General features: G+C 72.9%; 21 protein-coding genes. 7 read left to right on the top strand and 14 right to left on the bottom strand.

Annotated elements, in window-relative coordinates; all coding sequences use genetic code 11:
- Nucleotides 1-31 precede the first annotated feature (31 nt).
- From ACGFT1_RS35215 to ACGFT1_RS35225, 3 genes are all read left to right on the top strand, one after another.
- The gene (locus tag ACGFT1_RS35215; protein ID WP_373913062.1) at nt 32-1,060 is read left to right on the top strand and encodes a GntG family PLP-dependent aldolase; all 1,029 of its coding nucleotides are present in this window, start codon (nt 32-34) and stop codon (nt 1,058-1,060) included.
- A 178-nt stretch (nt 1,061-1,238) separates the two neighbouring features.
- Nucleotides 1,239-2,228, top strand: coding sequence for a DMT family transporter (locus ACGFT1_RS35220; protein WP_373913063.1), 990 nt, complete (start codon nt 1,239-1,241; stop codon nt 2,226-2,228).
- Nucleotides 2,229-2,234: 6 nt separating this feature from the next.
- Nucleotides 2,235-2,879, top strand: coding sequence for a ScbR family autoregulator-binding transcription factor (locus tag ACGFT1_RS35225; protein ID WP_373913064.1), 645 nt, complete (start codon nt 2,235-2,237; stop codon nt 2,877-2,879).
- 204 nt (nt 2,880-3,083) lie between these two features.
- Here ACGFT1_RS35225 and ACGFT1_RS35230 read toward each other — a convergent pair whose 3' ends face one another.
- Together ACGFT1_RS35230 and ACGFT1_RS35235 are read right to left on the bottom strand one after the other, a co-directional pair.
- Nucleotides 3,084-3,902, bottom strand: coding sequence for an alpha/beta fold hydrolase (locus ACGFT1_RS35230; RefSeq protein ID WP_373913065.1), 819 nt, complete (start codon nt 3,900-3,902; stop codon nt 3,084-3,086).
- 128 nt (nt 3,903-4,030) lie between these two features.
- Nucleotides 4,031-4,948 (bottom strand): helix-turn-helix transcriptional regulator, encoded by a 918-nt coding sequence (locus ACGFT1_RS35235; protein ID WP_373913066.1) that lies wholly within the window; start codon nt 4,946-4,948, stop codon nt 4,031-4,033.
- 174 nt (nt 4,949-5,122) lie between these two features.
- Here ACGFT1_RS35235 and ACGFT1_RS35240 point away from each other — a divergent pair, with 174 nt between their 5' ends.
- Both ACGFT1_RS35240 and ACGFT1_RS35245 read left to right on the top strand, forming a co-directional pair.
- Nucleotides 5,123-5,764 (top strand): NAD(P)-dependent oxidoreductase, encoded by a 642-nt coding sequence (locus tag ACGFT1_RS35240; protein WP_373913067.1) that lies wholly within the window; start codon nt 5,123-5,125, stop codon nt 5,762-5,764.
- A gap of 147 nt (nt 5,765-5,911) precedes the next feature.
- Nucleotides 5,912-7,018: a Ku protein gene (locus ACGFT1_RS35245; protein ID WP_373913068.1), complete on the top strand. Its 1,107-nt coding sequence runs from the start codon at nt 5,912-5,914 to the stop codon at nt 7,016-7,018.
- A gap of 16 nt (nt 7,019-7,034) precedes the next feature.
- Here ACGFT1_RS35245 and ACGFT1_RS35250 read toward each other — a convergent pair whose 3' ends face one another.
- The gene (locus ACGFT1_RS35250) at nt 7,035-7,994 is read right to left on the bottom strand and encodes a GNAT family N-acetyltransferase (RefSeq protein ID WP_373913069.1); all 960 of its coding nucleotides are present in this window, start codon (nt 7,992-7,994) and stop codon (nt 7,035-7,037) included.
- A 202-nt stretch (nt 7,995-8,196) separates the two neighbouring features.
- On the opposite strand from ACGFT1_RS35250, the gene ACGFT1_RS35255 reads away from it, so the two are divergent.
- Nucleotides 8,197-8,505, top strand: a complete 309-nt coding sequence (locus ACGFT1_RS35255; protein WP_373913070.1) for a hypothetical protein — start codon at nt 8,197-8,199, stop codon at nt 8,503-8,505.
- A 96-nt stretch (nt 8,506-8,601) separates the two neighbouring features.
- Here the strand turns inward: ACGFT1_RS35255 and ACGFT1_RS35260 are convergent, their stop codons facing one another.
- Nucleotides 8,602-8,805: a cold-shock protein gene (locus ACGFT1_RS35260; protein ID WP_373913071.1), complete on the bottom strand. Its 204-nt coding sequence runs from the start codon at nt 8,803-8,805 to the stop codon at nt 8,602-8,604.
- Nucleotides 8,806-9,006: 201 nt separating this feature from the next.
- On the opposite strand from ACGFT1_RS35260, the gene ACGFT1_RS35265 reads away from it, so the two are divergent.
- Nucleotides 9,007-9,702 carry an alpha/beta hydrolase gene (locus tag ACGFT1_RS35265; RefSeq protein ID WP_373913072.1) on the top strand — a complete coding sequence of 232 codons (696 nt, stop codon included), beginning with the start codon at nt 9,007-9,009 and terminating at the stop codon, nt 9,700-9,702.
- A 49-nt stretch (nt 9,703-9,751) separates the two neighbouring features.
- Here ACGFT1_RS35265 and ACGFT1_RS35270 read toward each other — a convergent pair whose 3' ends face one another.
- The 10 genes from ACGFT1_RS35270 to ACGFT1_RS35315 all read right to left on the bottom strand — a co-directional run bounded on the left by ACGFT1_RS35270 (nt 9,752) and on the right by ACGFT1_RS35315 (nt 20,766).
- The gene (locus ACGFT1_RS35270) at nt 9,752-10,621 is read right to left on the bottom strand and encodes a carbohydrate ABC transporter permease (RefSeq protein ID WP_373913073.1); all 870 of its coding nucleotides are present in this window, start codon (nt 10,619-10,621) and stop codon (nt 9,752-9,754) included.
- Entirely contained in the window at nt 10,618-11,586 is a 969-nt protein-coding gene (locus ACGFT1_RS35275; RefSeq protein ID WP_373913074.1) for a carbohydrate ABC transporter permease, read from the bottom strand. Before ACGFT1_RS35275 ends, ACGFT1_RS35270 begins: the two co-directional genes overlap by 4 nt.
- The gene (locus tag ACGFT1_RS35280) at nt 11,580-12,920 is read right to left on the bottom strand and encodes an extracellular solute-binding protein (protein ID WP_373913075.1); all 1,341 of its coding nucleotides are present in this window, start codon (nt 12,918-12,920) and stop codon (nt 11,580-11,582) included. Before ACGFT1_RS35280 ends, ACGFT1_RS35275 begins: the two co-directional genes overlap by 7 nt.
- Nucleotides 12,917-13,897 (bottom strand): GNAT family N-acetyltransferase, encoded by a 981-nt coding sequence (locus ACGFT1_RS35285; protein WP_373913076.1) that lies wholly within the window; start codon nt 13,895-13,897, stop codon nt 12,917-12,919. The genes ACGFT1_RS35280 and ACGFT1_RS35285 overlap by 4 nt, the downstream gene beginning before the upstream one ends.
- A complete protein-coding gene (locus tag ACGFT1_RS35290; protein ID WP_373913077.1) occupies nt 13,890-16,292 on the bottom strand; it encodes a glycoside hydrolase family 65 protein in 2,403 nt (800 codons plus the stop codon). Before ACGFT1_RS35290 ends, ACGFT1_RS35285 begins: the two co-directional genes overlap by 8 nt.
- A complete protein-coding gene (locus ACGFT1_RS35295; RefSeq protein WP_373913078.1) occupies nt 16,289-16,492 on the bottom strand; it encodes a hypothetical protein in 204 nt (67 codons plus the stop codon). Before ACGFT1_RS35295 ends, ACGFT1_RS35290 begins: the two co-directional genes overlap by 4 nt.
- Before the next feature lie 185 nt (nt 16,493-16,677).
- Nucleotides 16,678-17,823 (bottom strand): homoserine O-acetyltransferase, encoded by a 1,146-nt coding sequence (locus ACGFT1_RS35300; protein ID WP_373913082.1) that lies wholly within the window; start codon nt 17,821-17,823, stop codon nt 16,678-16,680.
- The gene (locus ACGFT1_RS35305) at nt 17,820-19,205 is read right to left on the bottom strand and encodes a bifunctional o-acetylhomoserine/o-acetylserine sulfhydrylase (protein ID WP_373913079.1); all 1,386 of its coding nucleotides are present in this window, start codon (nt 19,203-19,205) and stop codon (nt 17,820-17,822) included. Before ACGFT1_RS35305 ends, ACGFT1_RS35300 begins: the two co-directional genes overlap by 4 nt.
- A gap of 611 nt (nt 19,206-19,816) precedes the next feature.
- Nucleotides 19,817-20,062 (bottom strand): hypothetical protein, encoded by a 246-nt coding sequence (locus ACGFT1_RS35310; RefSeq protein ID WP_373913080.1) that lies wholly within the window; start codon nt 20,060-20,062, stop codon nt 19,817-19,819.
- Nucleotides 20,059-20,766: a TNT domain-containing protein gene (locus tag ACGFT1_RS35315; RefSeq protein ID WP_373913081.1), complete on the bottom strand. Its 708-nt coding sequence runs from the start codon at nt 20,764-20,766 to the stop codon at nt 20,059-20,061. The genes ACGFT1_RS35310 and ACGFT1_RS35315 overlap by 4 nt, the downstream gene beginning before the upstream one ends.
- Between the last annotated feature and the right edge of the window lie 992 nt (nt 20,767-21,758).

Below are 21,758 nucleotides of genomic sequence, written 5' to 3' on the forward strand. Positions count from 1 at the left end.
GTGCCCGCCGCACCCCCTACCGGAGGCATCCATGACACCACCACCGGCCGGACCGCCGGTCGACCTGCGGTCCGACACCGTCACCCGGCCCGACACCCGGATGCGTGAGGCCATGGCCCGCGCCGAGGTCGGCGACGACGTCCTCGACGGCGACCCCACCATGCGCGCCCTGGAGGAGCGGGTCGCGGCGATCCTGGGCACCGAGGACGCGCTGTGGGTGCCCAGCGGCTCGATGGGCAACCTGATCGCACTGTGCGTGCACCTCGAACGCGGCGACCGCTTCCTCGCCCCAGACCGCGCGCACGTCCTGGACCAGGAGGTCGGTACGGCCGCATGGCTCGCCGGAGGCATGCCCCGCGCACTGCCCTGGACCGCCGGCCCCGGTGTGCCCGGCCCGTCCGACATCACCCGGGCGGTCAGCCGCGGCGGACCGTACTTCGCACTGCGGGACCGGCTGCTGTGCCTGGAGAACACCCACAACGCGGCGGGGGGCACGGTCACCACGCCGGCGCAGCACCGCCGGCTGACCGACACCGCCCACGAGGCCGGGCTGCTCGTCCACCTCGACGGCGCCCGCCTCTGGAACGCCGCGGTGGCCCTCGGCGTGCCCCCCGCGGAACTGGCCGCCGGCGCGGACACCGTCCAGGTCTGCCTCAGCAAGGGTCTGGGCGCACCGGTGGGGTCCGTGCTGGCGGGCGGCACGGAGTTCGTGCGGGAGGCGCGCAGGGTCCGCAAGATGCTCGGGGGCGGCGTCCGGCAGGGCGGCGTCCTGGCGGCGGCCGGCCTCGTCGCCCTGGAACGCGCCGGCCGCCTCGCCGAGGACCACGAACACGCCCGGCTGCTCGCCGCCGGGCTGGCCGACCGCGGGTGGAAGACGGACACCCCGCAGACCAACATCGTCATGCTGCCGGCCGACGACCCGGTGCACACCGTCTCGGTGCTCGCCGGGCGCGGTGTGCTCACCGTGCCCACCGACAACGCCGTCCGCATGATCACGCACCGCGACGTCTCGCGCAGCGACATCGGCCGGGCCCTGGAGGCATTCCCGCCGCCCGGCTGACCCGCGCCCCGGGCGCGGGAGGTCTCCGGGGGAGACCTCCCGCCGCCGACGCGAGACGCCCCACGAAAGTCACCCGCAGATCCTCACCACCGGGAGTCCCATGCCGCCATCGCGTACATCGCGCGCACGGACCCACCACGGCGACGCGGAACCGCCGTCCCGGCCGCGTGACCGAACCGTGCCCCCGGCGACGGCCCGCGCCGGCGCCCTGCCGCTGGCGGGGGCCGTCGCCGGGGGCGGAGCGCTCGCGCTGGAGTCCGTGGTCAACGGAAGACTCGGGGAGCACGCCGGGCCCGTGGCCGCGGCCGCCTGGTCCAACACGCTCAGCCTGTGCGTCGCCGCCGTCGCGGCGTGCGTCCTGCCAGGACTGCGGCCGGTGTTCACCGCGCTGCTCGCCGCGCTGCGCTCCCGCACCCTGCGGCCGTGGCACTGCCTGGGCGGCGTCGCGGGAGGCAGCATGGTCCTGACGCAGGCGCTGACCGCCGCCGCGCTGGGCCCCGCCTCCTACACGCTCGCACTCGTCTCGGGCCAGACACTGTGCGGAGTGGCGATGGACCACCTCGGCCTGGGCCCGGGCGCGCCACGCCGTGCCACCGCGCGCCGGCTCACGGGCGGCCTGCTCGCCGTGTGCGCCGTCGCCCTTCCGGTGCTGGCCACCCCGGACGCGGACCGTACGCTCGCGCTCGCCGTACTGCCGTTCCTCGCAGGCTGTGCCCTGTCCTGGCAGATGGCGGTGAACGGCCGGGTGGACGAAGCCGCGGGGAAGCATCCCTACCCGGCGGTCCTCCTCAGCTTCGCCGCCGGCACCGCCCTGATGGCGGCCGCCGTGGCGGCACTCGCCGCGTCCTCCCGGCTGGACCGGCCGCAGCCCGGCCCACCGTGGCACTACACCGGCGGCCTGCTCGGCTGCGTGGTCGTCCTGACCGCGGTGCTCACCGTGCGCCGCATCGGCGTCCTGGCCGCGGGGCTCGGGATGATCACCGGCCAGGTGCTGGGCGCGCTCGCGCTCGGCGCGCTGACGGGGGAGGCGGCGAGCCACCAGGCTCCGGCCGCGGCCGGAGCCGCACTGCTCATCGGCGCCGCCGTGCTGGCGGCTCCGTCCGACACCCGACCCGGTCCGCTCGCCGCCGAGGCGGCGGACCGTCCGCTCGGCAGGACAGGGAACTGACCTCCTGTGCCACGACAGCAACGCGCCATCCGGTCACGCGACTCCATCGTCCGGGCCGCGGCCCTGGTGGTGGACCGCCACGGTCTGAAGGCCGCGACTCTCGCCAAGGTGAGTGAGGCGGCCGGTCTCTCCGTCGGCGCGGTCTACTTCCACTTCGCCGACAAGGACACGCTGGCCTCCGCGCTGGAGCAGGAGGCGCAGCGGGCGCTCGACCGGCTCGCGACCGCATCGGCGGCCGGGGCCGGCCCGGCGCTGGCGGTCCTGGTAGACACCACCCGCGAACTCGCCGACCTGCTCAGCCGGGACGTGGTCGTACGGGCCGGGTTCCAGGTCAGCTGCGACCGGGCGGAAGGAGATGTGCCGGTCCTGCGCCGCCGACTGGCCGCTCTCCTGCTGCGGCTGCTGGAGGACGCCCGGAGCGACGGAAGCCTCGCGCCGGGTGTCGCCGTCGACGGCATCGTCGCCACCGTCCTCGCCGTCACCATCGGCGTGCAGATCCTCTCCCGCCAACCGGGTGCGGCATGGGAGATGCCCCAGGTGCTCGACCGCTTCTGGCATGCCACGCTGCCCTCGCTGACCGCCGGGCCGCCGGCGGCAACGCCCCGCGGCCCGCTGGTGGCCGACGGGGGAGCGGACGGTTCACCGGGCTGACCGGCCGTCCGCGCACGCCGACCGACTGCACGGCACGAGGGACGCGCCGGCGGTCCGGTACGGTGCGGACGCCACCGGGTCGACACGGCGGCCTCCGCACCGGTGGGCCGGCCCCGGAGACGCCGTCGTCCCCACACGCGCACGGCATCCGCCCGGCCTCGGACGGACCGGCCTCCGGCAGACCGGCCCCCGAGCCGGGCCCCCTCAGCCGGGGCAGCCGGCCCGCAGGAGTGCCTGCTCGATGTGACGGGCCAGCTCCTCCGGGTCCTGCGCGTGCGCGAGGTGGCCCTGGCCGGGCATGGTGACGACGCGGGCACGGGGCAGGGCCGACGCGATCACGTCGAACACGTCCCCGTACGGCGGCACGCCCGCGTTCTCGCCCCCCAGCAGCAGCGTGACGGGGAGGTCCAGGGCACCGAACGCCGACAGGTCGACAGGGTGGTCGTTGAGAGCGGTCAGTTCACTGGCCAACGGGGCGGCCAGCGGTCTGAGGGTCTCCCAGGCGCCGCTCCGGCGCAGTCGCGCCACGTACTCCTCCGAGAACCCGGACACGTCCCGGTTCACGATCTCCACGGCACGGTCGAGATCGTTCGCCTCGGCCGCCCTTCGCAAAGCCGCCAGCGCTCCTCGCCCGAACGGCCGTACGACCGGTTCGTAGAGGGTGAGCGAGTGGACGGTCCGCGGGTGCCGCGCAGCCGCCTCCAGCGCGAGCAGTCCACCGAAGCTCCAGCCGAACAGGTCCACCCCCCGGTCCGCGTCCTCGGCGGCGACCAGTTCCTCCAGGACGCGGGCCAGGTCGTCGATCTCGGTACGCATCGAGTAGCCCGGGCCGAGCGCGCCGCTGGGCTCGCGCCCCCGCCGGTTCAGCACATAGACCGGTCCCGCCACGTCGAGTGCGTCCACGACCGGCTGCCACGCGGCGGCGTCGGCCATGACACCCGGCACGATCAGCAACGGCCGGCCTGAACCCGCACGCCGGGTGAGGGCGAGCGTGACACCCTCGCGTTCCACGAGCTTCAGCACGGTGCGGCTACCTCCTGAACGGCCTGACGCCGCGGACGGGACGTACATGGCCCTACAACGAGGGGCCGCCGACGGAGAAACGACGCGTTCCGGCCAGCCGTCACCGCGACGGGCGGCAGCGCCGCTCGTCAGCCGCCGCCGGTGGGCGGGAGGCCGCGGATGGTGGTGCGGAAACCGATGGGGCTCTGCCCGGTCCGCTCCTGGAAGTACTTGCTGAAGTTGGTGGCGCTGGAGAACCCCAGCTGCCGGGATATCCGTACGGCGCTCTGGTCGCCGTGGGCCAGGAGGCGTTTTGCCTCCAGTACGAGGCGCCGGTCGATGAACTCCTTGGCGCCGACCCCCGCGGCGGCCAGGGACGCGCGGGTCAGCGTGCGCGCCGAGTAGCCGAGGCGGCGGGCGTAGTCCTCCACCCGCCGGGTGCGGAAGAAGTCCTCCTCCACCGCGTCACGGAAGCGCAGAAACGTCTCGTCCGGCTCGGCCTGCGGGCCGCCCGCCGGCGGGCCGAGGTGGGACAGGCGCAGGACCAGGACGGCGAGCAGATGCCGCAGCGCGGCGGTGTGCACGCTGAGCGGCAGGTGCCCGAAGGCCTCGAACTCCTCCCTCAGATGGTCGCGGGCCATGTCCAGCCGGCGGCCTTCCCGGTCGCCGGGCTCGAGGCCGACCGCCGCGTACGGATCGTCCAGGCGGGCGGCGGTGGCCGTGGCCGCGTCGAGGAACGAGGCCTCGAACAGCACGGCCGTGCCCTCGGTCGCGTCCATGGCGTGCCACTGCTGGACCTGGCCGGGGCGTACCCACAGCCAGGTGCCCGGCCTCATCACATAACCGGTGAAGTCGACCGAGTGCCGCAGTACGCCACGCGTGGGGGCGAGCAGGTGGTGGAAGGAGGGCCGTTGCGGCCCGGTCAGACTCCGCGCCGGCAGACGCGAGCGCAGCAGTGCGAAGGACATGACCTCCACGCCGGAGGGGACTCCCGCGGGGGCCGTGAAGGGAACCTCACGAATCGCTCTCCCGGTTCCGCTCCCATGCTGTCCGTTTTTGACCATCATCAGTCGTCACCGTACCCGGCTCGACGTCTTCCCAGCTCATAGCTTGGACGTGTGCCCGAGTGCGGGCGGTGTCCGGGCCCGGAACGTGTCCGGATCGTGTCCGCGACGCTGCCCGTCCCTTCCGGCCGGCCGTTCCCCGAGGACGGCCATGAGATTCCCCGACGAGGAGTTCCCATGAACATCGTTGTGTTCGGTGCCACCGGCATGATCGGACGCCGCATCGCCGCCGAGGCCGTGCGCCGCGGTCACCACGTGGTGGCCGCCTCCCGCTCCGGTGCGGCACCGCTGGACCATGCCCTGCTCACGGGCGCGGCCGTGGACGCGAGCGCCCCGGAGCAGGTGGCGGACGCGGTCGGAGGCGCGGACGTGGTGGTGTCCGCGCTCGTGCCGCCCCGGGACGGCAGCGACCCCCGCAAGCCGTTCATGGCCCTGAACGAGGCCTTCCTGGAGGGCGTGCGCGGGGGCGGTGTGCGACGGGTCGCCCTCGTCGGCGGTGCGGGCTCGCTGCTCACGGACGGCGGTGTGCGCCTGATGGACGCCCCCGGCTTCCCCGCGGAGTACAAGGGCGAGGCCCTCGCGCACGCCGACCTCCTCGACGCCCTGGCCGGTGTCACCGACCTGGAGTGGACCTCCGTCTCTCCCGCGGCCGTGATCGCCCCCGGCGAACGCACGGGCGCCTTCCGGACCGGCGGCGACCAGCTGATCACCGGCGCCGACGGCAGCAGCGCCATCAGCGCCGAGGACTTCGCCCTCGCGTTCGTCGACGAACTCGAACAGGCCGCGCATCCCCGCGCGCGGATGTCCGTCGCCTACTGATACGGCTGGAGCGCGGGGGCGTACGCCGGCCGCCGTTCGGGTGCCTGCCGGGGTGGTCCGGCGCGCGGGGGAGCGGCGGTGGTGCGAGCGTGGAGGCACAGAGGGCGGATCCAGCCGCTGCGCGGGGCGGATAGGACGGAGCAGGTCATGGCGAGGGCGATCTGGACAGGCGTGATCACGTTCGGGCTCGTCACCGTACCCGTGGGCCTGTACACCGCCACCCAGGACCACACCGTCCACTTCCACCAGTTGCAGCGCGGCACGACCGACCGGATCCGCAACCGGCGGGTGAACGAGCGCACCGGCGACGAGGTCGGCACCGGTGACATCGTCAAGGGCTACGAGGTCGGCGAGGGCGAGTACGTCGTCGTCGAGCCCGACGAACTGGACGAGATCGCGCCGGGCCGCTCCAGGACCATCGACATCACCGACTTCGTCGAGCTGGACCGGATCGAGCCGGTGTACTTCGACCGCACCTACTACATCGCCCCGCGCGGCAAGGAGTACACGAAGGTCTACGAGCTGCTGCGCGCGGCGCTGGCCGAGGCGGGCAAGGTGGGCATCGCCACCTTCGTCATGCGCAACAAGCAGTACCTGACCGCCTTGCGGGCGGAGGACGGCGTGCTGGTCCTGCAAACGCTGCACTGGGCGGACGAGGTCCGTGACCCGGGCGAGGAACTGCCCGAGCTGCCCTCGGCCAAGGAGAAGGCCGGGCGCGGCAAGCAGCTGGACATGGCGCTCCAGCTGGTCGAGGCGCTCAGCACCGACTGGGAGCCGGGCCGCTACCGCGACACCTACCAGGAGAAGGTGCGTGAGCTGGTAAGGGCCAAGGCCGAGGGCCAGGAGATCACCACGGCGGAGGGGCCCCCGGAGGCCACCGATGTCATCGACCTCATGAAGGTCCTGGAAAACAGCCTGCGGACCGCCCGCTCCGGCCGCGACGCGGGGGAGGAGGAGGCCGGGGCGGAGCGGAAGGAGAAGTCCGCTCCCCGCAAGGCCGCCCGCACCTCGGCGTCGAGCAGGACGACGCCGAAGACACCCTCGCGCAAGGCTCCGCCCGGGAAGGCCGGCGCCGCATCGGCGCGGGCCCGCGGACGCGGCGGCGCCGGCAGCGAGTTGCAGCAGCTGAGCAAGGCGGAGCTGTACCAGCGGGCGACCCAGCAGGACGTTGCGGGCCGGTCGAGGATGAGCCGCGAGGAACTCATCGACGCCCTCGCCCCCAGCGGGCGCCGGCGGAAGAAGAGCGCGGCCTGAGCGCGACGACCGGTCCTCAGCCCGCGGTGCCGGCCTTCGTCCTGATGAGCGGTGCGTCCCGCGAAAGCTCCCGGAACCCGAGGCCGTAGTAGAGCCCCCGCGCCGCGGGATGCCCCGGCGCGCCGAGGCAGGCGACCGTCGCGTGCGTGGCCCCGGCCGCCCGCGCCCGATGCATCCCGTGCAGCAGCATCGCCCTCGCCAGCCCGAGCCGCCGATAATCCGGATGCGTCCCGACCGGCTCGAACTCGGCGCTCCTGTTCACCTCGTCCAGCCACATGATCGTAGAAGACGCCATTGTCCCGTCGGGCGCCTCCACCAGGAGGTGCAGGTCGCCGCGGTAGGCCGCCGTCCGCCGGACGCCCTCGTAGCTCTGTGCCGTGTACGAGGTGGGAGCCCAGGCGTCCCCATGGGCCCGGACCGCCGCCTGCGGCCCCGCCTCGTCGGCGGTGCGGAACCGGAACGCGTCCGGCAGCACCGGCTGCTCCACATCGGTGAGGTCCCGCTCGTTCAACTGGGTCCAGTCGCCGGTGTCGCCGAGCGAGGCCCGGTCGGGCCGATAGCCGTGCGCCGCCCATCGCTCCAGGGCGAACTCATCGGCGGCGCTGGGTACCACCCTGTGCTCGGGGCCGGCCGCCACACCGCCGTACCAGTCGATCACTTCGTCGACCAGCCCGGCATGGCCGGGGTGGACCTGATACGTCAGTGAGGTGCCGGTGACGTCCTTCACGGTCCCGTCGCTGCGCCTCACCCGGTGCGGCAGAAAGGCCCAGCCCCACGCCACCGGTTCCCCGCCGGAGAACCACAGCCGGCGCCGCCAGGTCGCGCCGTGGGCGGCGTGCCCCCGACCCCAGTCCCAGGCCAGCTCCCCGTACGAGGCGCCGGCGCTGATCAGGTCCGGGCGGATCGCGGTGACCCGCTGCGCCAGACGCTGCATGAGCCGCACGTCCGCGGCGGTCACCCGCTCGAAGCCCGTCATGGTGCGCCACTGTGCCAGTGCTCCGCGGAACCGTCGAACCGTTTTCGGGGGGTGCACGCGCTCAGGGCCCGACGACCGGGCCGCCCGGTGCCGCAAGGACGGTGATGCACCGACTGGGTCCCCGGCTCGTGGGGCGACCGCCGGACGCCTGCGGTCACGGCACACAGGTGTCACCCGAAGCTGCGGGGAAACCCGGCCTCGCATGACAGCACATGAGGGACAGGACCCTCCTCGGTCCGACCGGCAGACCGTCGACCGGTTGCTGCCGGTCTGGCTGGAGGAGATGGAACGCCATGATCCGAGTGCCGCCCAGCGCGTCCGGAAGGACTGGGAGGGCGGTTCGCTGACCGAGGACACCGCGCAGGACCTGGCCACGTGGGTGACCGCACGGATCACCGATACCGGGTTCAACGACGACGAGGGACCGGAGGTCGACGGCCCGGCCCGCATCACACCGGCGGACAAGGAGAGCGTCCACAGATGGCTGGCGGCCCGGGGCCACCGCGTCTGACGCCCGCGTCACGCTCCACGCGGACGACCGCCCCGCTGACATGACGAGGCGGCCGCCCGTGCCGGCAGCCGCCTCGTCGCCGCTCGCTGCGCCCGGTCAGCCGCGGACGATGTTCTGAGCCTGCGGACCCTTCTGCCCCTGCCCGATGTCGAAGGTGACGTGCTCCCCTTCGTTGAGCTCCCGGTAGCCGCTGCCCTGGATCTCGGAGTAGTGCGCGAAGACGTCCGGGCCCCCTCCGTCCTGGGAGATGAAGCCGAAGCCCTTCTCTGCGTTGAACCACTTCACGGTACCGCTGGCCATCAGTTGATCCTTCGTTCATACCTGGGAGCAGCCCTACGGACGGGCCCGCTCCGGCTCCCGACAACAGGAGCCACAGTGGATCTACCCCGAACCCGCCGCGTTATCCGTGCAACGACACACCGGAACATGTTTCCGCCACGCAGCGTTCTGCTGTGGGCCGAGACCGTGGCGCCGCCGCGGGAACAGAGCCAGCATCGTCACATGGAACCGGTATTCGTTCTCGTGCACAGCCCGTCCGTGGGCCCCTCGACCTGGCAGCCGGTGGCCCAGCGGCTGACGGCGGCCGGACACCGGGTACGCGTGCCGTCCCTGCTGCACATCGCCGACGGCGCACCGCCGTTCTGGCCGCGCGTGGTCGACGCGGTCCGCGACGATCTCCGGCAGGTTCCGGCCGGCGGCCCCGTCACGCTGGTGGCACACAGCAACGCGGGCTTGTTCGTCCCGGCGATCCGCTCGGGCCTCGACCTTCCGGTGGCCCACTCGGTCTTCGTCGACGCCGCGCTGCCCGCCCGGTCCGGACAGACTCCTGTCGCCTCCCGCGAACTCCTGGAATTCCTCCGCCCCATGGCGGTGAAGGGCAGGCTGCCGCGGTGGACCGACTGGTGGGACGAGACCGACGTGGCCCCCATGTTCGCCGATCCGGTGGTGCGGCGGACGGTCGTCGAGGAGCAGCCCACCCTGCCGCTGTCCTACTACGAGCAGCACATCCCGGTCCCGGCCGGCTGGGACGACCATCCCTGCTCCTACCTGTTGTTCGGCCCGCCGTACGACGACGTCTCCGCCGAGGCGCGCGCACGCGGCTGGCGGGTGGCGCACCTGCCCGGCGCCCATCTCCACCAGACCGTCGATCCCGCCGGCACGGCCCGGCACCTCGTCGCGCTCGCCACCGCGACCTGATGCACCTCCGTGGCGCGGTGTACGAGGCGCCGGGCCGCCCGCCCGCTCGTCACTTCAGGCCGCTGAGCATGACGCCGCGGATGTAGTACTTCTGGAGCAGCAGGAAGAGGACCAGGACCGGCAGGATGCTCAGGACGAGACCGGCCATGACGACGGGCATCGTGCGGGCCGGGTCGACGTGGTCCTGGAGGAGCTGGATGCCGACGGGCAGGGTCATCACATCCGGGTCGGCGGTCGAGACGAGCAGCGCCCAGATGTACTCGTTCCACGCGTCGACGAAGGTCAGCAGTCCGAGCGTCACCAGGACCGGTCTCGTCTGCGGCACCACGATCCGCCACCACACGGCGAACTCGCCGGCCCCGTCGATGCGCGCGGCCTCCAGCACCTCGTCGGGGATCGAGATCATGAACTGACGCGTCAGGAAGATACCGAAGCCGTTGACGAGGAAGGGCACGGTGAGCGCGACGATGCTGGCGGTCAGGCCCGCGCCACCGCGTCCGAACAGGTCGTTGCCGCCCGCCAGTGGCCAGTGCACCAGGATCAGGAAGTGCGGGACGAAGAAGAGGAAGGGCGGGAACATCATCGTCGACAGCACCAGGCGGAAGACGAAATCCCGGCCGGGAAAGCGGAGTTTGGCCAGTGCGTAGCCGGCGAGGGACGACGTGAGCAGCACCGATCCGGTGATCAGGGCGGTGGCGACGACGCTGTTGCGGAAGAGCACAGGCAGGTCGAGCTGCGCCACCGCCGCCCGGTAGTTGGACAGGTCGAAGGCCTCGGGCAGGAACCGGTACGGCAATGTGCCGGACTCACCGGGCCCCTTGAAGGACGTCATCACCATGTCGAGGAACGGCACCACCGTCAGCACGGCACCGGCCACGACCACCAGATACGACAGCCACGGCAAACGGCGTCGGATCACGCGTCCTCCCCCTTGCGCCGGAAGCTCCACAACTGGGCCAGGGTGACCACGAGGACCACCAGGAACAGGACGAACGCGGCGGCGCTCGCCGTGCCCCAGTCGCCGTACGTGAAGGCCTGCCGGTACATCTCCAGCGCGGCCACGTTCGTCGCGTCACCCGGCCCGCCCTTGGTCATCACGATGATCAGTGCGAACGACTGGAGACCGGTGAGGAACTGGGTGATGCACACGAACAGCAGGGACGGTCGCAGCAACGGCACGGTGATCCGCCAGAAGACGGCGCCCGGCCCGGCTCCGTCGAGCGCGGCGGCCTCGTAGTACGCCTGGGGAACGGACTTCAGTCCGGCGGTCAGCACGAGGATCGCCGAGCCCACCGACGCCCAGGCCTGTACGACCACGACCGAGGGCAGCGCGGTGTCCGGGTCCTGGAGGAACGCCACCGAAGCCAGCCCGCAGGCGTTGAGGACGCCGTTGACCAGTCCGCCCGGCTCGTACATGTACTTCCACACGTTGCCCACGGCGACGACGGTCGTGACGATCGGCAGGAAGTACAGGGTGCGCCACAGCCCCTGGAACCGCAGCCTGTCGATGCACGTCGCGACGAGCACGGACCCGGCGAGCGCGAGGGCCACCGTGCCCAGGGCGAACAGCAGCGTGTTGGTGAGGATCGGCATCAGGAACGTCGATCCGTCCGCGAAGAGCCCGGCGAAGTTGTCCAGGCCCACCGGACGGATGTCGCCGAGGTCGAACCCGGCCCACTGGGACGTCGACAGCAGCAGCGCGAAACCCAGCGGCAGGACCAGGAAGACGGCGAAGAACAGCAGTGCGGGCGCCAGGAAGAGATAGGCGACGGCGGCCTGGCGGCGGCGCGGGCGCCGGGTCGGGCCACGTCTGCCACCGCCGGGCCCGGTGGCCCGCGGGCCGCCCGGCCGCCCGGTCGCCTCCGGCGCCAGGGTGTTCACCATGAGCGCGCCACCTCCTGATCGACCTGGCGGCGGATCGCGCGCAGTGCCTCGTCGGTGGACAGCTGACCCGTCCACAACGCCTCGATGTTCTTGCGCAGCAGCGATTTGGCCTGCTGCGCCCCCGGCACGTTCGGCTCCGGCACCGCGTACGCGAGCGCCTCCCGGAACGGGCGCAGATTCGGGTCGCTGCCCTCCCCCAGAAGCGCCCGCATGTCGTCGGCACGGCCGGTCAGGGAGCCGACGGACACCTGGAGCACGCTCATCCGGGTCGCTGTCGCATCCTTCCCGGCGCTTGGCACCCGCACCCTCCCGGCATTGAGCCAGCGCAGGAACTCCCAAGCCTCATGCGGGTGTTCGCTGCTGGTGTTGACGCCCAGCAGGAAGCCGGTGGCGAGGGTGGCGCGCGCGTCGTGCGCCTCGCGGAGCGGCAGCGGTGCGACTCCGACATCGCGGTAGGCCTCGCCCATCAGGGTCTTCAGATCCGCTGTCCACCACCCCGCGCCGACCACCATGGCCGCTTGCCCGGACGGGAACGCCTTGTAGACGTTGACGCCGGGCGCGCTCGCACCGGCGGCGACCAGCCGGCGCTCCAGGTCGAACACGGACCGGCCGGCCGGCGAGTCGATGGCGGTGCCCCGGCCGTCCGCGGAGACGAACGTCCCCCCGGCCGCGTTGAGCAGGGCGAGGGTCTGCCCGACCGTGGTCGAGTCGTCGATGGTCGACAGTCCGAAGCCCTGCACCAGCGTGTTGCCGTACCGGTCGCGCCTGGTGGTGCGGTGGGCCGCCTCCTCCAGCTCCCGCCAGGTGCGCGGCGGGCCGTCGACGCCCGCCGTGCGCAGCAGCCGCTTGTTGTAGTAGAGGGCGTACGTCTGCGCCTCGGTCGGGTAACCGTAGACCGTGCCGCCCACCGACGCGGCACCGACCGCGGCGGCGCCGTAGCCGCGCGCGATCTCCCCGGCGTGCTCGGGGGGCGCGGGCCGCAGCACGCCGGCCCGGACGAGCTGGCCGGTCCACAGGCAGTACGGGTGGATGATGTCGGCCCCCTGGCCGGCGGCCTGCCGGACCATCAGCGTGGTCAGCAGATCGCTGAACTCCACGGCCTCCGTGCGCACCTTGACCCGGTCGTGGGTGGCGTTCCACTCGTCGACCGGGCCTTGCAGGGCGTCCTTGAGCGCCCCGCTGGCGTAGTGGGAGAGCAGAGTGAGCACGATGGGGTCCCCGGGCCGGCCGGTGCCCCGGTGCGGCGCGGCGCACCCACAGGCCAGCAGCGCCGAGGGCAGCGCGAGTGCGAAGCCGCGCCGGCTCGGTCCGCCCGTGCGGCGAACCGGCCTCACCGGACGGCCTCCCGGCGCATCACCCGGAACACCCGGGTCGTGGCGAAACCGCTCCCGCGGTACAGGTGGCCCGCCGGGGACCGCTCACCGGTCCACAGGAACCACGCGCCGTGCGCGCCGCGCGCCCGCATCCGCTCCAGGACCAGGTGGAGCAGGATCCTGCCGATCCCGGTGCCGCGCATCTCCTCCAGCACACCGAACGGGCCGAACCGCTCGTCCGCCGACTCGTACGCGCCGTGCATCGCCCAGCCGACCATGCGGCCCGAAGGGTCCCGGACGGTCACGACGCGGTCGAGCGGTGTGCCCGCCGCCAGGCACTCGCGGATCGCGCGTGCCCAGTCCGGGCTGAAGTGGTTCCTGGCGAGCGCGACCAGTTCCACCAGGTCGTCGTCGCACGGGGTGGCGAACCGGTACCCCCGCGCCGTGAGCTCGTCGAGACGGGCCGCGACCTCCTGCGGGAAGCGATAGCCGACCAGGCTGCGGTCCATCGCCGCCGCCTCGTACAGCGTGCGGAAGCCCAGGGACCCGAGGAGTCCGGCCGCTTCCGGATACGTCTCGGCGTCCAGGCCGGGCAGGTGGTAGTTCGGGGTGTACGAGGAGAAGTCCACCCGGGTGCGGCCGTGGCCGTGCAGCCAGTCGAGGGCGTCGGTCAGCAGCCGGCGGCCGAGACCCCGCCCGCGGGCGGCCGGGGCGACGAAGAAGAACGGGATCCAGCCCTGCTCCGGCTCCAGGTCGGTGCCGGTCATCGGCGTCAGGCGGCGCACCGCGTAGGCGGCGCCGACGACACGGTCACCGTCGACGGCCACCCGGAGCCCCTCCGGGTCGAAGTTGGCGTCGAGCAGCACCAGGGAGCGGAAGCGGTCGGCGCTGATGGGGTCGGCCGGCGCGCTCCGGCGCCACGCCTCGACCACGTGCGGGCCGTCGCCCGGGCGAAAGCCACGGATCCCGGCCCGGCATGCCGGCGTACGGTCAGTCATCGGCAGGTGTCCCCGCCCGGGACTCCTCCCCGGCGGGCAGGCCCACCGGACGGCGTCCCGGCGGCTGCTGCGGCTCGGGCCGGACGGGCACCGGCGGCGTCCGGCAGACCACCGGTGCGTCGGCGGAGACGGTCACCGGCTCCCCGTGGTGCAGTACGACCAGCGGTTCCCCTTCCACCAGCCGGTACCGTGTGTGCGACCGGCCGATGTCGACCTTCAGTCTGCGTCCGCGCACCAGCACGGTGAACGCCACCCTGGACAGCGCCTCCGGCAGGCGCGGCGTGAACGCCAGCCGGTCCGGCTTCCCCGCCTCGCCGACGTAGCGGCGCAGGCCCCCGAAACCCCCGACCAGGGCGATCCACGTTCCGGCGAGCGAGGCGATGTGCAGCCCGTCACGGGTGTTGTGCTCCAGATCGTCCAGGTCCATCAGCGCGGCCTCGCCCAGGTAGGCGTAGGCCAGCCGCAGGTGCCCGGTCTCGGCGGCGAGCACCGCCTGGCAGCTCGCCGACAGGGAGGAGTCGCGGACGGTGAGCGCCTCGTAGTAGGCGAAGTTGCGTGCCTTCTGCTCCTGGGTGAAGGCGTCCGGGCACTCCATCATCGCCAGCACCAGGTCGGCCTGCTTCACCACCTGCTTGCGGTACAGGTCGAAGTAGGGGTAGTGCAGCAGCAGGGGATAGCCGTCGGGCGGGGTGGCCTCGAAGTTCCAGCGCTGGAAGGTGGTGAAACCGGCCGACTGCTCGTGGACGCCGAGGGACTCGTTGTACGGCACGGCCATGCGGGCGCCGGCGTCCCGCCACCTCGCGGCCTCCTCCTCGTCGACCTCGAGTTCCGCGGCCCGGTCCGGATGGCGTACGGCAGCGTCCGCCGCGTCGAGCAGATTCCGCCGGGCCATCACGTTGGTGTACAGGTTGTCCCGGGAGAAGGCGCTGTACTCGTCCGGGCCGGTGACCCCGTCGATGTGGAAGACACCCTCCGCGTCGTGGTGGCCGAGGGAGTGCCACAACCGGGCGGTGTGCACGAGGAGATCGATACCCTCGGCACGCTCGAACTCCTCGTCCCCGGTCACCGTCACGTACCGGACGACGGCCATGGCGATGTCCGCGTTGACATGGAAGGCGGCCGTCCCGGCGGGCCAGTAGGCCGAACACTCGGCGCCGTCGATGCTCCGCCAGGGGAACGTCGCCCCGGCCAGCCCCAGTTGGCACGCGCGTTCCCGCGCCGCCGGCAGCGTCCGGTGCCGCCATCTCAGCGCCGGCGCGACGGCCTCCGGCGCGGTGAACGTCAGAACCGGCAGCACGTAGGACTCGGTGTCCCAGAACGAGTGCCCGTCGTACCCGGTGCCGGTCAGACCCTTCGCGGGGATCGCCCGGTTCTCGCCCCGGGCCGCCGCCTGGAGCACGTGGAAGAGGGCGAACCGCGCCGCCTGCTGGATCTCGGCGTCACCCTCCACCTCGACGTCCGCACCGGACCAGAAGCGGTCCAGGTACGCCCGTTGCTCGGCGGCGAGCCCGTCCCAGCCGGTGCTGACCGCGGCAGCCACCGCCGCGTCCACCTGATCGTGCACGGCCGGCAGCGAACGCTCCCCGGACCAGCCGTAGGCCACGAACTTGACCAGCCGCAACGGCCGGCCGGGCACCAGGTCGGCGGTCACCGTCAGACGGCTGACGTCGGGCTCGCTCTGCGCCGTCCATCGCGTGCTCTCGGGTCCCTCCACCAGGTGGTCGGCCGCCGCCGCCACCCGCAGCCCGCTGTGGGCGGTGCGGTGCACGAGCCGCAGCCGGGACTCCTGTGCGAAATGCTCCTCGGGGACCAGCGGTGACTCGGTCACCGCGGCGACGCGCGGGTCACCGGTGAAGCGGGGCAGCTGCTCGTTGGCGACCAGTTCGGACTGAACGGCCACCGAGGCCGCCCCGCCGGCCGGCTCCACCTCGTACACGATCGCGGCGACGGCGCGCTGGGTGAAGGACACGAGCCGGTGCGAGGAGATCCGGACCGTGCGACCCCCGGGCGAGGTCCACCGCGCGGTACGGCTGAGCACACCGGAGCGGAAGTCCAGGACCCGTTCGTGCGCCACCAGCCTGCCGTACCGCAGATCGTACGGGTGGTCGTCGACCAGCAGCCGGATGATCTTGCCGTCCGTGACGTTGATCATCGTCTGGCCGGACTCGGGATAGCCGTAGCCCGCTTCCGCGTACGGCAGCGGATGCCGCTCGTGGACCCCGTTGAGATACGCGCCGGGCAGACCGTGCGGTTCGCCCTCGTCGAGGTTCCCGCGCCACCCCAGGTGTCCGTTGGACAAGGCGAACACCGACTCGCTCTGGGCGAGCAGGTCGAGACTCAGCTCGGTCTCGCGCAGGCACCACGGCTCGACCGTGAAACTGGGATGGGTGATCACCGCGTCTCCCGGAGTCCGGCCACGTACGCGTCGCGGTCGTCCACCGCGTCGAACGCGCACGCGGTCCCCTCACGGGTGGCGCGCTCGCGGAGACAGCCGTCGGACTGCTCCCAGGGGGCCGCGTGTACTTTCGCGGTCCCGATGAGCACCCCGTCGAGGTCGGACAGGCAGGCACGGACGTGAGCAGGAAGCCCCAGCATGCGCCCGAGGCTAGGAGGCGGCGCGCGTACGGCGGCGGCACGACACCGCCCGGCGCGCCGGAAGGCACCCACTCGGTCCTGGCCCGTGGCACCGGCCGCTCCGCCTCCACGCCGAGCGCACCCGCGCCCCCGCCACGGCGGGCACGCCCCGGCCCGGGCCGCGACACCCGGCCGGACGGCGAGGCCTACGGCAGCAGTTCGCCCACCAGTGCGGCGACCTGCTCCGCCTCGATGAGGAAGCCGTCGTGGCCGTACGGGGATCCGAGCATCCGGAGCCCGTCCGCGCCGGTGATTCCCGCCGCCAGCTCCGCCTGCTGCGACGGCGGATAGAGACGGTCGGTATCGATCGCGGCGACGACGGCCTTGGCGGTCACCCGGCGCAGCGCGGCCCGCACACCGCCGCGACCGCGGCCGACGTCATGGCTGTTCATCGCCTCGGACAGCACGACGTAGCTGCCGGCGTCGAAACGGCGTACCAGCTTGGCCGCGTGGTGGTCCAGGTAGGACTCGACCTGGTACCGGCCGCCGTTCCACGGGTCCTCCGCGTCCTGTGCGGTACGGCCGAAGCGGACCTGGAGTTCCGGCTCGCTGCGGTAGGTGACGTGGGCGAGCCGGCGGGCCACTCCGAGGCCGGCGTGCGGCCCGTGACCGGTACCGTGATAGTGGCCGCCCTGCCAGTGCGGGTCGGAGCGGATGGCGTGGAGCTGGATGCCGGCCCAGGCGATCTGCTCGGCACTCGCCGCGGCGGTCGTGGCGAGCAGCAGCAGCGCGTCCGTCCGCTCCGGATACGTCACGGCCCACTCCAGCGCCCGCATCCCGCCCATCGAGCCGCCGGCCACCAGCGCCCAGCGGTCGATGCCCAGCGCGTCGGCCAGCCCGGCCTCGGCCGCGACCTGGTCGCGCTGCGTCAGAAAAGGGAAGCCACCGCCCCAGGCCCGCCCGTCCGGACGCGGGGAGGCGGGCCCGGTGCTGCCCTGGCAGCCGCCGAGCACGTTCGGCGCGACGACGAACCAGCGGTCGGTGTCGAGCGCGCGCCCGGGTCCGACGAGCCCGTCCCACCAGCCGGGGGTGGGATGTCCGGGCTCGGCGGGGCCGGCGGCATGACTGTCGCCGGTGAGGGCGTGCAGCACCAGAACGGCGTTGGAATGGTCCGGTGCGAGCCGTCCCCACGTCTCGAACGCGAGCTGCACGTCCGGTAGTTCACCGCCCGCCTCCAGGGGAAGGGCCGTCCCGCGCACGTACCACTGGCGACGCCCCGGCGGGTCCCCCTCCCGCCAGGCCCCGGTGGCCGGCGGGAGGGGGACCTCCGAGGGCGTCAGTACGGTGCTCAGGACGCGCCCCTGGCAGCGCCCCCGGCCGCGCCCTTCGCCGCGCGGAACCCGGCCTCCAGGTCCGCCTTGAGGTCGGCGAGGTTCTCGAGGCCGACCGACAGCCGCACCAGGCCGGGGGAGGTACCGGTGGCCGAGAGCTGCCGCTCGTCGAGTTGGCTGTGCGTGGTGGACGCCGGATGGATGATCAGGCTGCGCACGTCACCGATGTTGGCGAGGTGACTGAACAGCTCGACGCCGTCCACGAACCGTTTGCCGGCCTCGACGCCGTCCCGCAGCTCGAAGGACAGCACGGCGCCCGCGCCGCGCGGCAGGTAGCGCCGCGCCGCGTCGTACCAGCGGTTGGACGGCAGACCCGGGTAGTGCACGGCCGCGACCTCGTCGCGCCGCTCCAGCCATTCGGCGAGGGCCTGGGCGTTCGCCGAGTGCCGTTCGATGCGCAGGCTCAGCGTTTCCACGCCCTGGAGCAGCAGGAACGCGGAGTGCGGTGAGAGGGCGGGCCCGAGATCGCGGAGCAGCTGGACCCTCAGCTTGATCGCGAAGGCGCCCGGGCCGAGCGCGGGCCAGTACCTGAGGCCGTGGTAGCTCGGGTCAGGCTCGGTGAAGTCGGGGAACCGGTCGGCGTGCGCCCCGAAGTCGAACGTACCTCCGTCGACCACGACACCCGCGACGGCCGTGCCGTGCCCGCCCAGGAACTTGGTCGCCGAGTGGACGACGATGTCCGCGCCGTGTTCCAAGGGTCGCAGGAGGTAGGGGGTGGGCACGGTGTTGTCCACGATCAGCGGCACGCCCGCCTCGTGGGCGACGTCCGCGACCGCCCGCACGTCGAGCACGTTGCCGCGAGGATTGCCGAGCGTCTCCGCGAACAGCGCCTTGGTGTTCGGCCGGACCGCCGCCCGCCAGGCCTCGGCGTCGTCCGGGTCGTCGACGAAGGAGACCTCGATGCCCAGCCTCGGCAGCGTGTGCCGGAACAGGTTGTACGTGCCGCCGTACAGCGACGTACTCGACACGACGTGGTCGCCGGAACCCGCCAGCGTGAGGATCGCCAGGGTCTCGGCCGCCTGCCCGGAGGACAGTGCCACGGCCGCGACGCCGCCCTCCAGAGCGGCGACGCGCTGCTCGAAGACGTCCTGGGTGGGGTTGTGGATGCGGGTGTAGATGTTGCCCGGCTCGGCCAGCGAGAACAGGTCGGCGGCGTGCTGCGTGTCCCGGAACACGAACGACGTCGTCTGGTAGATGGGCGTGGCCCGGGCGCCGGTCGTCGGATCCGGCACGGCACCGGCGTGGATCTGCTTGGTCTCGAACGACCACGCCGACGTGTCGGGGCCGGCGGGTTCGTCGTCGGGGGTGTGGCCGGCGGTGACGGAGTCGATCGGCTGGCTCATGGTTCTCCCTTGCGCGGGTGCGGCGGTGCTCGGTGTGCGGAAGAAGGGAATGCACGGGTGCGGAGAAATAGGGTGTAAAGGGGCGATGCGGGGCCCGAGTCGCTCCGGGTACGGAACTCCGGGGAGGCAACTGACCGCAGCACCGGGGCTCTCGGAGCCGGGTGAGGCAGCAGCGGTCGGGGCGGAGCGGTGAGAAGGAGGCTGGTCGGGGCCGAAGGCGCGGACGTCAGCTCTCGGTGGGACAACCCGTGGTGGTGACACGCACGTAATCGACGTGGCGGCGGGTCACGAGCACGGTCATGGAGCCAGATAACCACATGGGTGCGGCCCGCACCAGCACAACGGGGTGGTCCCGCCCCTGGCACCGGACCGTGGAAACGCCCCGTTCACACCGGGGGGAACGGCCGGTGACAACCCCTGTCCGGCGTGACCGGCCGTGGGACCGCAGCCGTACACCACCCATGGCGGTCAGCCGGCTCTGCCGCTCCCGCCGAAGACGCCGGCCACGGCACCTCCCACACCGAGTACCCGGGACGAGCTCGGCGACCACGTGCTGCCGGCCGCGCCGGCCGACCTGGGGCGCACCGTGTCGAAGTGCCGTGGCGCACACCTCAGTTACCGGTCAGGAGACGCAGCAGGTGTGTGCAGGCGTCTTCTTCGTGCAGATGCAGGCTGATCGTCTCCCAGGCACCGCGTTCGCAGGCGCCGACGTCCCACCGGTCGGGGTCGGCGGGGGAGCGGCGCAGGTAGAGGAAGTCGGTGGGGAGGGGAACGGGTTCATGGACGTCTTCGAGGTAGTAGTGACCGTCCTGCACGCCCAGGGCGCGCAGGACGGTCACCAGGGTGTGGCGGTTCACCGGCGGGGTGCTCCGGCCGCGGCGGGGGCGAGATAGCCGTTGTCCAGGAGCCATTTGACGTTCAGACGCCGGCCGTCGCCCGGGTTGAGCAGTGAGGGGTCGAGCTTGATCTGCCGGCCGCCGCCGGGCTGCCCGAACCAGGGGGCGATGCGGCCCTGCCAGACGGGGAAGGGCTCCTCGACGGTGTAACGGTGGTAGTCGCAGGGATACTTCGGGTCGCGGGTGTCGAGGTTCTGCGGAGGCAGGGCCCGCTCGGCGTAGGGATCGCCGGCGGGGGCGAGGTAGGAGCCGTACTCGGAGCCGAAGCGGTCCAGGTCCTCCCCGCGCTCCAGTACCTCCACCTGCTTGTCGACGTGGCCGTTGGTCTCGGCGAATCCGTCGTCGGGCGGGTACTTCCACCCGGCCGGCCCCTGCGGGTCCTCGTCCTTCCAGTACCTGGCCAGGAACGCCCCGGCGGAGAGGCCGCCGGTGCGCCGGTAGTTCCTCAGCAGCGGTCCGACCGGGGCTTCCCAGGGGCGCGGCAGATGCTTCGGACCCAGGCGGGCGTCGTCCTGGTACTCGCCGGTGCAGGGGGCCGGGCGGGACTCCGGGGCCGCCGTGCGGCGGTCGTGGCCGGGTACGGCCGTCGCTGCGGCGGCCGGGGTGAGCGAGGCGGTCAGCGTCAGCGCCAGGGCGGACAGCGCGGCGCGCGTACGGTGGGTCACGTGTCGTACTCCGGAGGTCGTGGGCGAGTGGCCCTGGGCCCACGCTCACGACCTCGGTCCGAAGACGCCCTGCGCGCGCGGGTCCGGTGGTGTGGGCGCCGGACTGGTGCCGCAGGGGTGTCGGGCCCGGTCCCGCTACCAGAATGAGGACGGTCCGCCCCGGCCGAGGCGCGAATCACCGATCGGGGGACCCGCAGGACAGACGTTCCCGGCGCAGCGGTACCCACCGGTGTCCTGGGCGGGGCGAACGACCGTGCGGCTCCCGCACACCAGGGCCTGCGCCGCATCCGGCCGCCCCCCCGGCACACCGCGGCGACACTGACGGCATCCTCGGCCTCCATCGCGACCCGGCGTACGGCCTCGGGCTCCTCACCGCGGACCGTGGGGAACTTGGCGGCGGGACACCAGGTGCCGGGGGCCGCGCGCCGAGGACCCGGCCCGTCTCGCGGGACAGCCGTATCCGGGACTCAGGTGCCATGAGCGTCGTGGTCTGCGCCGCGGCAGAGGTCAGGACGGCATCGCCGGGTATACAGGCGCGGAAGTGACCTGGGCCGACCGGGTGGCCGGCCGCTCATGCGAGCGCAGCCCGTGCGGTGGCGTGGAACTGCACGTACTCGATGGTCGCGCCCGCGGGATGCCGCACGGTCAGATTGCGCCCGGTGGGGACCTCGTTGGGCCCGTCGAGGATCTCTCCGCCGTGCTGCTCCGTGATCGCATGTGGTCGATGGACTCGACGATCGTGGTGGCGTGGGTGCCGCGGTAGGGGGCGAGGGCTTCCTCCGAACCCGCGAGAAGCAGGTAGCCGCCGACGCCGGCGAGGTCCGGATCGCGGTAGGTGAACCGCAGCCGTGGCTGCTCCCCGGTGAGCTCGACGAAGGTCGGCAGTGCCGCGTCCAGATCATCGACGTAGACGCGGGCGAACGTGGCGAGGCCCGGCGCAGGGTCATCAGGAGAGCAGCCCCGTGCTCATGCTGCGGGACTTACCGGGAGGC

It is taken from the genome of Streptomyces sp. Y20, from assembly GCF_043195475.1.
GTDB lineage: Bacteria > Actinomycetota > Actinomycetes > Streptomycetales > Streptomycetaceae > Streptomyces.

Bases quoted from the DNA above. Each gene is read 5' to 3' on its own strand.
- ACGFT1_RS35285 (WP_373913076.1), bottom strand. From the start codon at position 13,897: ATGACTGACCGTACGCCGGCATGCCGGGCCGGGATCCGTGGCTTTCGC.
- ACGFT1_RS35260 (WP_373913071.1), bottom strand. From the start codon at position 8,805: ATGGCCAGCGGTACCGTGAAGTGGTTCAACGCAGAGAAGGGCTTCGGC.
- ACGFT1_RS35240 (WP_373913067.1), top strand. From the start codon at position 5,123: ATGAACATCGTTGTGTTCGGTGCCACCGGCATGATCGGACGCCGCATC.
- ACGFT1_RS35235 (WP_373913066.1), bottom strand. From the start codon at position 4,948: ATGATGGTCAAAAACGGACAGCATGGGAGCGGAACCGGGAGAGCGATT.
- ACGFT1_RS35305 (WP_373913079.1), bottom strand. From the start codon at position 19,205: ATGAGCCAGCCGATCGACTCCGTCACCGCCGGCCACACCCCCGACGAC.
- ACGFT1_RS35250 (WP_373913069.1), bottom strand. From the start codon at position 7,994: ATGACGGGCTTCGAGCGGGTGACCGCCGCGGACGTGCGGCTCATGCAG.
- ACGFT1_RS35265 (WP_373913072.1), top strand. From the start codon at position 9,007: ATGGAACCGGTATTCGTTCTCGTGCACAGCCCGTCCGTGGGCCCCTCG.
- ACGFT1_RS35245 (WP_373913068.1), top strand. From the start codon at position 5,912: ATGGCGAGGGCGATCTGGACAGGCGTGATCACGTTCGGGCTCGTCACC.
- ACGFT1_RS35275 (WP_373913074.1), bottom strand. From the start codon at position 11,586: ATGGTGAACACCCTGGCGCCGGAGGCGACCGGGCGGCCGGGCGGCCCG.
- ACGFT1_RS35215 (WP_373913062.1), top strand. From the start codon at position 32: ATGACACCACCACCGGCCGGACCGCCGGTCGACCTGCGGTCCGACACC.
- ACGFT1_RS35255 (WP_373913070.1), top strand. From the start codon at position 8,197: ATGACAGCACATGAGGGACAGGACCCTCCTCGGTCCGACCGGCAGACC.
- ACGFT1_RS35295 (WP_373913078.1), bottom strand. From the start codon at position 16,492: ATGCTGGGGCTTCCTGCTCACGTCCGTGCCTGCCTGTCCGACCTCGAC.